10 protein-coding genes are annotated in these 12446 nt (G+C 47.1%); 6 read left to right on the forward strand and 4 right to left on the reverse strand.

Annotated features, from left to right (window positions below):
* Positions 1–28: 28 nt before the first annotated feature.
* The 4 genes from dpaL (at position 29) to arcC (ending at position 5404) form a co-directional block, all read left to right on the forward strand.
* The gene (gene dpaL, locus ACXAGQ_RS12960) at positions 29–1231 is read left to right on the forward strand and encodes a diaminopropionate ammonia-lyase (RefSeq protein ID WP_475254254.1); all 1203 of its coding nucleotides are present in this window, start codon (positions 29–31) and stop codon (positions 1229–1231) included.
* Positions 1232–1425: 194 nt separating this feature from the next.
* Complete coding sequence (locus ACXAGQ_RS12965; RefSeq protein ID WP_475254256.1) at positions 1426–2637, forward strand: YgeY family selenium metabolism-linked hydrolase; 1212 nt, start codon at positions 1426–1428, stop codon at positions 2635–2637.
* Positions 2638–2967: 330 nt separating this feature from the next.
* Positions 2968–4425, forward strand: coding sequence for a dihydropyrimidinase (gene hydA, locus ACXAGQ_RS12970; protein WP_475254258.1), 1458 nt, complete (start codon positions 2968–2970; stop codon positions 4423–4425).
* Positions 4426–4486: 61 nt separating this feature from the next.
* The gene (arcC, locus tag ACXAGQ_RS12975; RefSeq protein ID WP_187462024.1) at positions 4487–5404 is read left to right on the forward strand and encodes a carbamate kinase; all 918 of its coding nucleotides are present in this window, start codon (positions 4487–4489) and stop codon (positions 5402–5404) included.
* Between the two features lie 116 nt (positions 5405–5520).
* Here the strand turns inward: arcC and ACXAGQ_RS12980 are convergent, their stop codons facing one another.
* Positions 5521–6405 (reverse strand): LysR family transcriptional regulator, encoded by an 885-nt coding sequence (locus ACXAGQ_RS12980; protein WP_475254259.1) that lies wholly within the window; start codon positions 6403–6405, stop codon positions 5521–5523.
* 149 nt (positions 6406–6554) lie between these two features.
* Here ACXAGQ_RS12980 and ACXAGQ_RS12985 point away from each other — a divergent pair, with 149 nt between their 5' ends.
* A complete protein-coding gene (locus ACXAGQ_RS12985) occupies positions 6555–7160 on the forward strand; it encodes a short chain dehydrogenase (RefSeq protein ID WP_475254261.1) in 606 nt (201 codons plus the stop codon).
* A 212-nt stretch (positions 7161–7372) separates the two neighbouring features.
* Here ACXAGQ_RS12985 and ACXAGQ_RS12990 read toward each other — a convergent pair whose 3' ends face one another.
* Positions 7373–8941 carry a bifunctional metallophosphatase/5'-nucleotidase gene (locus tag ACXAGQ_RS12990; RefSeq protein ID WP_475254262.1) on the reverse strand — a complete coding sequence of 523 codons (1569 nt, stop codon included), beginning with the start codon at positions 8939–8941 and terminating at the stop codon, positions 7373–7375.
* A gap of 255 nt (positions 8942–9196) precedes the next feature.
* Here ACXAGQ_RS12990 and ACXAGQ_RS12995 point away from each other — a divergent pair, with 255 nt between their 5' ends.
* Complete coding sequence (locus tag ACXAGQ_RS12995; RefSeq protein WP_475254264.1) at positions 9197–10468, forward strand: transposase-like zinc-binding domain-containing protein; 1272 nt, start codon at positions 9197–9199, stop codon at positions 10466–10468.
* A 560-nt stretch (positions 10469–11028) separates the two neighbouring features.
* Here the strand turns inward: ACXAGQ_RS12995 and ACXAGQ_RS13000 are convergent.
* Both ACXAGQ_RS13000 and ACXAGQ_RS13005 read right to left on the reverse strand, forming a co-directional pair.
* Positions 11029–11181 carry a hypothetical protein gene (locus tag ACXAGQ_RS13000; RefSeq protein WP_475254265.1) on the reverse strand — a complete coding sequence of 51 codons (153 nt, stop codon included), beginning with the start codon at positions 11179–11181 and terminating at the stop codon, positions 11029–11031.
* Entirely contained in the window at positions 11181–12293 is a 1113-nt protein-coding gene (locus tag ACXAGQ_RS13005; RefSeq protein ID WP_475254267.1) for an ankyrin repeat domain-containing protein, read from the reverse strand. Before ACXAGQ_RS13005 ends, ACXAGQ_RS13000 begins: the two co-directional genes overlap by 1 nt.
* Positions 12294–12446: the final 153 nt, after the last annotated feature.

A 12446-nucleotide genomic window follows, 5' to 3' on the forward strand; every position in this document is an offset into this window, starting at 1 on the left:
TCTTTCTCTTATTTTATGAGGTCTGGTCGTGTCTACGTTCACTCTTAAAATGGAGATCGCCGATAACCGCCACTATAACGGTCAGCTATCTCCACTATTTACCGCCGCTGAAGCGGAAAAAGCCCGCTCTTTCCACCAAGCTGTGGAAGGCTACCAGCCGACACCATTACATTCTCTTGACTGCCTGGCCAAAGCAATCGGTGTGGGCAAAATCTTAGTCAAAGACGAAGCCTACCGCTTCGATTTGAACGCATTCAAAATGCTGGGTGGCGCCTATGCGATTGCCCGCCTGCTGTGTGATGAGTTCAAGCTCGATATCAATGCGTTTGATTTCGACAAGCTGAAAAACGACATCACAGAAAAAATGACCTTTGCGACCGCCACCGATGGCAACCACGGCCGTGGTGTTGCATGGGCTGCCAACAAACTCGGCCAGAACGCTGTGGTCTATATGCCAAAAGGCGCGGCTGACGAGCGCGTCAACAACATCCGTTCCTTGGGGGCCGAATGTATTGTCACCGACATGAACTATGACGATACCGTGCGCCTTGCGATCAAAACAGCCGACGAGAACGGTTGGAAAGTAGTGCAGGACACCGCTTGGGAAGGCTACACCGAAATCCCTACCTGGATCATGCAGGGTTACACCACTATGGCGGCGGAAGCTGTCGATCAAATGAAAGCAATGGCTGTTGAACGCCCGACTCACGTGTTCCTACAGGCCGGTGTCGGCGCGATGGCCGGCGGCGTGCTGGGCTACCTCTGTGAGCAATACGGCCCTGACAAACTGCATTCTGTGGTTGTTGAGCCGGACCAAGCCGATTGTATTTACCGCTCAGGTATCAGCGAAAAAGGCGAAATGATCAATGTGGATGGCGATCTTGCCACCATCATGGTTGGCCTAGCGTGTGGCGAGCCTAATCCAATTGGCTGGCCGGTCCTACGCGATTGTTCTACCCAGTTTGTTTCGTGCCAAGACAGTGTTGCAGCACTTGGTATGCGTGTCCTCGGTAATCCATTGGGTGAAGACCCAAGGGTGGTATCGGGTGAGTCAGGTGCAGTAGGTGCTGGTTTGCTGGCAGCCGTTCATTTCCATCCAGAGAAAGACAAGTTGATGGAAAAAATGGGCCTCAACAAAGACTCAGTGGTACTGCTGATTAATACCGAAGGGGATACAGACCCAGTCCATTACCGCGAAGTCGTGTGGGGCGGTAAACACCAAACTATTTGAACCTGTTTTTGACCCATTATTTGGGCTAGTTAGCACAATACCTGAGCTAACTAGCACCACTTAAATGCTCAAAAAATATATATGAATAAAGAATTTTAATTTTAGTGCCTTGTTGGTGTCATCAATAGGCAGGGTGCCATGAAAATCGATCATACCGGGTGTGATGACCACCGCCCGGTTCAAGGAGAATTATAATGAACATCCCATTTGCCCAAGTACTGGAAAAAGCCCAAGACTACAAAGCGGACATGACCCGTTTTCTTCGTGACATGATTGCGATTCCAAGTGAAAGCTGTGACGAAGAAAAAGTGGTACTGCGCATCAAAGAAGAAATGGAAAAAGTCGGTTTTGACAAAGTAGAAATCGACCCAATGGGCAACGTACTGGGCTGGATTGGTCACGGGCCTCACCTAATCGCGATGGATGCACACATTGATACCGTTGGTGTCGGTAACATGGACAACTGGAGCTTCGATCCATACGAAGGTATGGAAGATGACGAAGTGATCGGTGGCCGTGGTGCTTCGGATCAGGAAGGCGGCATGGCGTCTATGGTTTACGCCGGTAAGATCATCAAAGATCTAGGCCTTGAAGATGAATACACCCTGCTAGTAACCGGTACCGTTCAGGAAGAAGACTGTGACGGTCTTTGCTGGCAGTACATCATCCAGGAAAGCAATATCCGCCCTGAGTTTGTTGTCTCAACAGAACCTACCGATTGCCAGATCTACCGTGGTCAGCGTGGCCGTATGGAAATCCGTGTTGATGTCTCCGGTGTCAGCTGTCATGGCTCAGCGCCTGAGCGCGGCGATAACGCCATCTTCAAAATGGGCCACATCCTAGGCGATATCGAGAAGCTGGCTTCTAACCTTGGCGACGACCCGTTCCTTGGCAAAGGTACGCTAACTGTTTCTGAAGTCTTCTTTACGTCACCAAGCCGCTGTGCGGTTGCTGATAGCTGTGCAGTATCTATCGACCGCCGTCTGACTTGGGGCGAAACGTGGGAAGGCGCTATCAAGGAAATCGAAGAGCTTGAAGCGGTTAAGAAATTTGGCGGCAAAGTGTCTATGTACAACTACGACCGTCCTGCCTATACCGGATTGGTTTACCCAACTGAGTGTTACTTCCCAGCTTGGAAAATTGATGAAGAGCACGTTGCCACCAAGACTCTGGAAGCCTCTTACGAGCTACTGTTCGACAAGAAACCAACTGTTGATAAGTGGACCTTCTCAACCAATGGCGTATCTATCATGGGCCGATACGGTATCCCTGTGATCGGCTTTGGTCCTGGTAAAGAGCCTGAAGCACACGCGCCAAACGAGAAGACTTGGAAAGATCACCTTGTCACTTGTGCAGCGATGTACGCTGTTATCCCTCAGATGTACCTGAAAGAGTTGAAGAAGTAATAAAACGTGACGGGTAGGGCACTATGCTCTCTGTGCCTTGCCTGTCCACCCTTTTCCGTCCTGGGGGCGCCGACCGCTCTGCCTAACGTTGGCCACATATCCCTCCCAGGATGGATTTCTTTTTGCCTCCGAGTTTTGAGGCATTTTGGATATTTAGGCAGATGTGTTCTGTTTCTTTTGTCCGTTTAATCTGAAGCCTCAAAGCTTAAGTCTCAAAGCTTAAGTCTCTAAGTTTTAGTTCCGAATTCTGGCGGGCAAACGAAACAGCATTCTTTTTATACCTTGACGTGATTTGGGTATATGAATTCTTAGGCAGAGAAGGAATAAAGTATGTTTTCCGCGGCGTCGAAAAAAACATCAGAAAACCAAGCGGCGATCCTGACCCAGCCCCGTCCGGGGACAATGTTGATCCGCCAGGGGATAGTGGTTGATCACCTGCAGGCTCAAAAAGCCGATATTCTTATCGTTGACGGCAAGATCGCCGACATAGCCCCTGAAATTCACATCATTCCCAAGCAGTGCGAAATTATCGAGGCGGCGGGATTGTATGTGATGCCGGGTGGAATTGATGTCCATACCCATTTCAATATCGATGTCGGTATCGCGCGTAGTTGCGATGATTTCTTCTCCGGCACCCGCTCAGCAGCCTGTGGCGGCACCACTACGGTTGTTGACCATATGGGCTTTGGCCCCAAAGGCTGCAGCCTTCACCACCAGTTGAATGTCTACCAGCAATACGCCAAGGAAACCGCAGTTATCGACTATAGCTTCCATGGAGTTATCCAGCACGTAAATGACGACATCCTCGCTGAAATGGCCTCGATGGTGGAAGAAAAGGGGATATCCAGCTTCAAGTTGTACCTAACCTACGGTTACAAGCTCGATGATGAAGAAGTGCTCAAGGCGCTGATCCAGCTGAAACAAGTCGGCGCATTGGCTACCGTGCACCCCGAGAACGATGCTGCTATTGCCTTGCGTCGTACCCAGCTGCTTGAGCAGGGCAAGACCGCACCTAAATATCACGCGGTAAGCCGCCCGCTGGAGTGCGAAGCCGAGGCTATTGCCCGGATGATAAATCTCGCCAAGCTCGCCGGTGATGCGCCGCTGTATATTGTCCACCTCTCGAATGGACTTGGCTTAGATTATGCCCGCCTAGCCCGCGATAACCATCAACCGGTTTGGGTGGAAACCTGTCCGCAATATTTGATGTTGGATGATAGCTGCTATGAGCGGGAAGACGCGCTTAAGTTCATTCTAAGCCCACCACTTCGACCAGCGGTAGAGCGCGAGAAGCTCTGGCTCGGGCTGGTGGATGGCAGTATTGATACAGTGGCTACCGACCATTGCTCGTTCACCTACCATGAGCAAAAACAGCGCGGCAAAGACAATTTCAGTGCTTGCCCTAACGGGATGCCTGGCGTCGAGACCCGAATGCCATTACTGTTCTCTGAAGGCGTGATGAAAGGGCGGCTGAGCCCAAGCCGTTTTGTTGAGCTGACCAGTTACCTGCCTGCTAAGTTGTTTGGCCTTTATCCGCAAAAAGGCGCTTTGCAAGCAGGATCTGATGCTGACTTAGTGCTGTTCGACCCAGAGCAAGAAGTCTCAATCAAACACGAATTACTACACGACAACGCAGACTACACCCCGTTTGAAGATATCCAAACCCAGGGCTTGCCAGTGATGACCATCAGCCGAGGGGACGTTGTAGCGTGTAATGGCGAATTTACGGGGAAAGCTGGGAATGGCCGCTTTATTCGCCGCAAACCGTTCGATGCCAGTGCGCTGTGAGCCGTAACGGACGGGTAGGGGTAATAGCCCCAAAACAACAAGGATAATTCAAGGAGTAATTATGAACACCCCAACCAAGAAGAGTACTGCTGTCGTCGCCTTAGGGGGAAATGCACTGTTGCGTCGTGGCGATGCGCCAAGTTTTACCAACCAGCTTGCCAATATCAAGATTGCCGCCAAAGCCATTGCTGAGATTGCCAAGGAGTACCAAGTGGCGATTGTCCATGGCAATGGGCCGCAGGTCGGTTTGTTAGCACTTCAGAACTTAGCTTATGACAAGGTTCAACCATACCCGCTCGATGTTTTGGGCGCTGAAAGTGAAGGCATGATTGGCTATATGCTGGCCCAAGAGCTGCAAAACCTGATGCCGGATACAGAAGTCTCTAGTTTGCTGACCCGTATCGAAGTTGATCCGAACGATCCGAGTATGCTTGACCCAACCAAGTTCGTTGGCCCCGTCTACAACGAAGAAGAAGCTGGTATTTTGGCCGAAGCCAACAACTGGACCATGAAGCGTGATGGTGAGTTTGTCCGCCGGGTCGTACCGTCGCCAAAACCGCTGAACATCATTGACAAGAAATCAATCGAGACCCTGTTGGGCGCGGGTGAAATCGTGATCTGCTGTGGTGGCGGCGGGATCCCTGTGCGTAAAACCGACTACGGTTATACCGGGGTAGAAGGGGTGATCGACAAAGATCTGGCTGCGACCTTGCTCGCCAAGCAGCTTAACGCTGACAAGCTGCTGATCTTAACCGATGCCGATGCGGTCTATCTAGATTGGGGTACCGAGAACCAACGTGCCCTTCGCGCAGCAACCCCCGCGCAGTTGAGCGAATACCAGTTCCCAGCCGGTTCAATGGGGCCGAAAGTGGAAGCCGCCGCTGACTTTGCCCAGTTTGGTGGCAGGGCCTACATCGGCGCCTTGGAAGAAGGGCTGGATGTATTGGCCGAAAAAGCCGGGACATGCGTTAGCGCTTAAGTGTTAGCTGTATTAGCGCCTAGGTATGAGCTGCGTTAATGCGAATTGATTAATCCGCTTAATAAAAACAGCAATCTAGCTATTAGGTTGCTGTTTTTTGCGTTGTTAGCTATCGATTACTCAATCTCGAGCAATGACACAACCCACTGCTGTAACGGGTCATCATGGTAGCGGGGGTGCCACGCCGCAATGACATCAAAGCTATCAGGGGACTGCTCGAGCGGAATAGTGACCACATCCAGCCCTTGTATTGCTCGCGACGGTAAGAAAGCAATGGAGTCTGTTGTTTCCAGATACATAGGCACAATAGAGAAGCAGGGCGCAGAGACTACAACGTTTCGTTTCAAACCAAACTGTGAAAACCAATCATCGATAGAGCCTTTGAAATTCGGCCTAGATGGCGAGGCGATGATGGTCGGGAATTCCGCCACTTCGGCTAAGGATGGCTTTTTCCCTGCGATGGATGACTTTGATGAGGTTACGCAGACATGGTGCTCTTCAAATAGCTTTAAAACCCGGTAGCTTTCAGGAATGTAATCAGGAAAGGCGATAGCTAAGTTGACCTTGCCATTTTCCATCAGCTCATGGAGTGTGTCTATTTCGAAATCCCTGACAATTAACTTCAGCTTGGGGGCCTGTACCCTTAGCTTGGCAATCAAACGGGGTAAGATCACCTGCTGGGCATAGTCCGTTGCCGATATCACGAACGTCCCCTTGGCCTTTTCAGGTACAAAATAGCTGGTTGCCATTAGTGCATTGAAGTCAATCAGCAGCTTATCGACCTTGATGGCGAGTTCTTCGGCAAATGGTGTGGGAACAAAGCCATTGGTTTTCCTGACGAATAACCTGTCATCGAACATATCTCTGAGCTTTTTCAGGTGCTCGCTGACCGCTTGTTGGGTTAGCCCTAATTGGCTCGCGGCTTTAGAAGCGTTCTCTTCACGTATCAGTGCTTGGAAAACCCTCAATTGCTTTATGTCTAACCGATCTAACCTGCTCACACTTCACCTTGCTGCAAAAGCTACTTTGGTTGATATTGTACCAAATAACAAGTTTGGCTTGTATCACTTACAAAATCATATTGTTTCAGGTTGTTTTAGTGGTTCGTTAAAGTCTCTCCATCGAATAAATCCAAAGGCTGGAGAGAAATATGAAAACTGTCATTCTAATTGGTGCACTGGGCAAAATGGGTCAAGCTGCATTGTCAGGCTTAGGCAACCACAAGGTGATCACGGCGGGGCGCTCTGGTGATGTTGACCATATCGTCGATATTACCGATGAAAAATCCATTGAGGCTCTCTATGAAAAAGTCGGCCACTTTGATGCGGTGGTCAATACGGTCGGTTACTGTGAATATGCGACGTTTGCCGAGATGACTGAAGCGCAGTGGATGACCACTGTCATGAGCAAAATGATGGGGCAAATTAACCTAGTGCGGATTGGCCAGAAATACATTGCTGATGGCGGCTCTTTCACCTTAATCAGCGGTATTTTGAATGTGAAGCCAATTCCCTACGCTATCGCCGATGCTACCACAAGTGGCGCGATAGATACTTTCGTCAAATGCGTTGCCTATGAAATGCCACGTAACACGCGGATCAATGTGGTTAACCCGACCGTCCTTGCTGAAGCATGGGATGTGTACGGCGAGATGATGCCAGGGTTTGAACCGGTACCGGGTAAGCTAGTCGGCAAGGCTTTTGAGCGTTCGGTTGATGGTTTCATCAATGGTGAAGTGATTTTTGTCGATGCGTAATGCCTAAGTGGTCACTTCTATTACAAAATCGCTAGTTCATTAGGTTTGCTACTTTTGCTTTTTGTGGTTCATGCCATATCTGTCGATTTGATATAAACCAGAACCTTAGTGGCGTTAAAGTTGTATCTTAAATCAGTTGATTTAGGCCAATTAAAAAAGCCAGCTGTAAAATCAGCTGGCTTTAGCATTAATTATTATCAGCAGAGGTAGGATTACTTACTGATATCTATTTGACGGCCAAGCTGAGGTACAACAATATCTTTACGTTCGCGTAGACCATCAATAATAATATCCATTACTAGCCCTTCCTCCTTAAGTACTTTGCCTTTGGAGAAAACGGTGTAACCATCACCGCCACTAGCAGCAAATGAGTATGTTGCTACACGATACTTATCAGTGTCTTTAACTGCTTTACCGTTCACTTCCAGAGTAACTAGACGCTTATTTTCCGGCTTAGACATATCATACGTGGTTTTGATGCCTGAGAACTGAGCTAATCCATACGGTAGTGTGTAGCTGTATTCCAATAGCTCTTTTAGGTTCTCGCCAGTTAACTCTACAACGGTTAGCTTATCAGTGAATGGAAAAGCATTCATTGCTTGCTCAACCGTTATCGGCCCTTGATTAAAATCGACACGAATACTACCTGAACTTAGCATTGCAATATCAGCTTCGCCTGCTTCACGAATAACATCTGTTAGTAAGTTACCGATGCGAGATTCACGAACGTAGCGACGCGCTGCTGTGTCATCAAGCTCAGCAATGACTTCAGAAAGATCTGGGTTTGCATCACGAGCTTCATTTATCATTTCTTCTGCACGAGGGTGTGCTGGGATCTTATCTGCGTTGACGGTAATTAACTTTCCTTTTTCAAGTTTTACGCCGCCATTCTCTGTATCCACTAACAGCTTCATGTGGCCTAGGTGCATCCCCTGACCAAATGTCATACCGATAATCGTGCCAGTTTTAGGATGTACCACGGGCTCCCAAAGACCGTTATCTGAGTGACCGCCAATGATGATGTCAGCTCCGCGTAGCTTACCTGCCATTTCGTAGTCTTCTTCAATACCACGCTGAACTTCCTCGTCGACTTGTTTATCGCTCTGCATTGGTGCAGTCAGGTTCTGGTGAGTGAGGATAACAGTGAAGTCGACTTCATCTTTCAAAAAGTCAATATAGTGCTGAGTGACCTCGATAGGATCTCGAACTTCTAGGCCACGACGGTTACCTTCCCACATTGTGTTGTAGTATGCGTCAATACCCATTACACCAATGACACCCATTTTAATACCATCACGTTCGATGATTGTGTATGGCTGAGCGAGTGTAATATCTGTACCTTCATAAAAAATGTTTGCACATAGCACTGGATAGCTTGCACGAGGCATGACTTCACGAAGGCGTTCCCAACCGTATTCGAACTCATGGTTACCTAAAGTAATTACGTCGTAACCCATTACATCATATAAATCAAAAGCTAAGCGACCAAAGCTACGCTTTGTCAAAGAGCCAGTAAAGATGTCACCGGCATCTACTTGAAAGTATGTACTACCTTCAGCAGTAGCTTTATCACGCTCTTGCTCAATCAAAGTTGCAAGGTGAGCAATACCACCGATACCTTCCATGCTTTCATCCCAAAACGCATCGATTGGTTGGTACACACTTTCGATATCGTTGGTATGCAGAAGAGTCACTTCCTTGATTTCTGCGAGGGTAGGGAAGCTGACGCTCAAGCCTAAGCCTAAAGCAGCCAAAGATTGAGTGATTTGTTTTAGGTTCATGGTAGTGCCTTGGTATAAGAGTACTAAAAATTAAGCGCGTTCTTGGTAAAGAAGGCAAATGCCTCATTTGCCTGCGAACGCTGCTAGTTTGGCTCAACAACTACGGGGGGCTGTTCATCGGAGACCAACCTTTGCCGTAATTGAATTTGGAGCGCAATTTACTCATCAAACAAACCTTAAGTTGTGACCAATGTCACGTTAAAAGCGTTTGCGCAAACGATAAAATAAGAAAATACACTTTTTGTTGATGCTGTTATGGAACTAGTTGATTTAAACGTCTGCAAAAATAACTTCTGTGATAACTTTGGTATCATCAAAGCTAAAGAGTTTACCGGCCCCGTTTATCGACTAGGGTTTCGAGCCTTTTATTGTAAGAAATGCGGATCTTATCCCCCGGTGCTAGATAGTGATGGCTTCACTAAGATATGGGCTAAAAGAGCAGAAACCCTTGGCAAATTAACAGCATCTATTTGCCCCAACTGTGCCAGTACAGCTAGGACCCGCTTTGGTATTTCAGCCAATGGAAAAACACGTTTTAGGTGTAAAGACTGTTTAACAACTTATTCGCGTTGGACACCTAAGACGGAACTTAAATCAGTTTTAGCCAAACTTGAGCTAAGCCTTGAAAACAGTAACTGTTGGCTTCAATATCTGACGGAATCCCCACTCAAACGCAATCAACTCGATCGTCTGTTAACACAATTTAGTAACCTAAAGCAGCAAGAGCGTTATGACTTGGAATCTGCTCAGCGTGTGGCAACTTATGCTTGGACTGTACCTTACAAAGGGAAGGCTCTAGGAGCTCAAAATAAACTGTGGTTGCTTTGTAGTTGCGATGTGGATACTGGAAAAGTCATTCTACTGACTAGTACTTGGTGTCCTTTTTTGCTTCCATCGGACAGTCTTTATGAATATACACAGACTCCGTATGAGTCAGTAGATCATAATCTTACACCCAATTGTCAGGCGATGGAGCTTGCAGAGAAACGTAGCCAGGTATTTTGGGAACGGCCGCAGTTTGACCAGCTAAATTTTGGTCCAAGCTCTTTGCAAGCGAAAGGAGAGTCTATGTGCAAGCCGGTTTTAGCTGCACACGCTCACTGGCGTACCCTTAACACTCTTGGGCATGGTAAAAAGAAAGGTCATCATTATCTTTATCATGAAGTATTTCTACGCGGTGCTTGTATGACACAGTTTGCTGATCAAGTAAAAGCAGGTGAGTGTGCGGTTTACTATGTCTCAGGAAGAAATGAGCATGAGATAGGACAGTTCACCGAAGCAAGAACCCTTGGGTGGTGGCAAAATCGCTGGTATCAATTTAGCAATGGTAATCATGAGTATGCTGTTTCTGCTTTGGTTCCTGATATCCCCCTTGCTGATATTGCGAAAGCAACACTCTCTCCTTGTCACCAATTCATTAATGAGCTGAATCAACAAGGCTGGATGGACACCTTTAAATATTCATCGCCATTAAGAGTCAACGCACTATTACAATGTTTAGCAACACAGTTTAACCAAACGCTTTAGTGTATAGGCTATGATCTGCTCTTCAGACTATTCTTATAAAAAATGCAAGCCAAACAATGCCCTACTGTGACGAGAAATGAAGCTTTGCTAACGAACTTCGAAGCACGAATGAGTCAGCAAGGTATGAGCCGTAGTTGCGAACTGTAAATCACAAAGGCGCAGTGGTGACGATTAGCTCATTTATTGAGTGTTCGGTTGATGGCTTCATCATGGTGAAGTGATTTTTGTCGATGCTTCACTTTAACTATATAAATCAAAACAGCAATCCAATTGCTTGGGTTGCTGTTTTTTGTTTTTTAAGACTAAGGGAATAACTCTTTCATTCCCTATACTGTGGGCTCGACAATATACGAGATAATCTCGAACCGGGTATTACTTGAATCGACCACCCACCGTTCCTTAACGGTATTCTTGAACGTTTCCCCCTTTAAGGAGCGGGCCTTGAAATCCAGCATGAAGTCAATTTGATACCGGTTATCAGCCATCTCTGTATATTCGAAGCCATAAGGATGGTGATACAACGAGCCTGGCTCATATGTTGCCCTGTTTCCTGCCATCCATTATTTAAACCCATCTATGCCATCAAAGATCTCTCCATGGAATGAAAAGTGGCATTGTTCGCTGATGTACGGCAGAAAGTAACTGTCATCATCTAACCGATCAAAAGCTGTAAAGAGCTGTTTGATGATCGCTTCGAGTTCAGTATTGGCCATTACTTGCCTGCCTCTAACAACTCAACAATATCGGTATAGCCAAACTGCTCGGCCAATGCTTTTGGTGTTAACCCGTCAAAAGCAACAATGGTGGTATCTGCTCCAGCATCAATTAATACTTTGGCTGCCTCAGTGTAGCCATGCCAAATTGCATCATGAAGTGGGGTATAGCCGTTATTCGGGCCCATAGCATCCAATACTTCTTTGAAGCCCTCATATTGAGACAGCAGTGTCAGCATGTCGGCTCGGCCAAAATAAGCCGCTTTGTGCAACGGGATAGCTGCCATATAGTTACCCGGAATGGTTTGGTCTGCACCGGCTTCTAGCAAAGCCTTGGCAATGTCATAGTTACCATTCCTAGCAGCGACGAGTAAAGCCGTATGGAAATCGCTGCCTACTTTGAGGACAGGTGAAATTGTGTTTACCTCAGCCCCGCCTTTGATGAGTGCCTGAATGTTTGCCAGCTTCTCCTCATCGCTCGATTCCGTATCGAGAACTAGGGCGGTGAAGATTGCGCTCTCACTTTCAGCTTGGTTATTTAATCGGGCAGCACGTTCATCGAACAGCTGATTAATTTTCGCAATATCAGCGATGGCTGCTTTATCGTCAGGGTTTGGACCAAAGTCATTGAAATCTTTGGCCGACATACCAAACGCTGCCACCAAGGAGGTGTCGGTGTCTGGCAGGCTTAGGAGGTATTCGACTCCCTCGATATTGCGGTACCATACCGCTAGCATCAGCGGCGATGCGCCGAGCCGTACAGACTGAAGGTTCACGAATGCCCCATGTTCAACCAGCATTTTCAACATGTTGACATTATGGGCTTGAGCGGCAAAGTGAATAGGGGCATTACCCATTAATGGATCCAAAGCGTTTACATCGGCACCTTTGGCAAGCAATTTCTTCGCCTTTTCGATATCACCTTCGACAACAGCAAGGTGCAATGGTGTCAGGTTACGATAGACATCTTTTTCAACGATAGGTTGGTAAAGTGCGCCTGTTGCCGTATTTTTTGCGTTTACTGCTTCTGCTCCTGAAGACAATGCAGGGAGAGAAAAAGACAAACAACCGATCGCTAGTGCTGATGCTAGAGTGCGTTTTACTAACTTCATTAAATATATCCTCGAACTGACTTTAAGCTGAATATTTCAAAAGATTATTGGCTTAATTTCGATAATTAATAAATTAAAGGGGAAATATTTTATTTAACCTTTTGCTTCATTGTGAAAATGAAAGTAGTAATCACCTTTTAATGTTGATGCATA

This window comes from Photobacterium sp. ABD4_091 (assembly GCF_056160145.1).

Coding starts and splice junctions, on each gene's coding strand:
- ACXAGQ_RS12995 (WP_475254264.1), top strand. CDS start 9,197: ATGGAACTAGTTGATTTAAACGTCTGCAAAAATAACTTCTGTGATAAC.
- ACXAGQ_RS12985 (WP_475254261.1), top strand. CDS start 6,555: ATGAAAACTGTCATTCTAATTGGTGCACTGGGCAAAATGGGTCAAGCT.
- hydA (WP_475254258.1), top strand. CDS start 2,968: ATGTTTTCCGCGGCGTCGAAAAAAACATCAGAAAACCAAGCGGCGATC.
- arcC (WP_187462024.1), top strand. CDS start 4,487: ATGAACACCCCAACCAAGAAGAGTACTGCTGTCGTCGCCTTAGGGGGA.
- ACXAGQ_RS12990 (WP_475254262.1), bottom strand. CDS start 8,941: ATGAACCTAAAACAAATCACTCAATCTTTGGCTGCTTTAGGCTTAGGC.
- ACXAGQ_RS13000 (WP_475254265.1), bottom strand. CDS start 11,181: ATGGCCAATACTGAACTCGAAGCGATCATCAAACAGCTCTTTACAGCT.
- ACXAGQ_RS13005 (WP_475254267.1), bottom strand. CDS start 12,293: ATGAAGTTAGTAAAACGCACTCTAGCATCAGCACTAGCGATCGGTTGT.
- ACXAGQ_RS12965 (WP_475254256.1), top strand. CDS start 1,426: ATGAACATCCCATTTGCCCAAGTACTGGAAAAAGCCCAAGACTACAAA.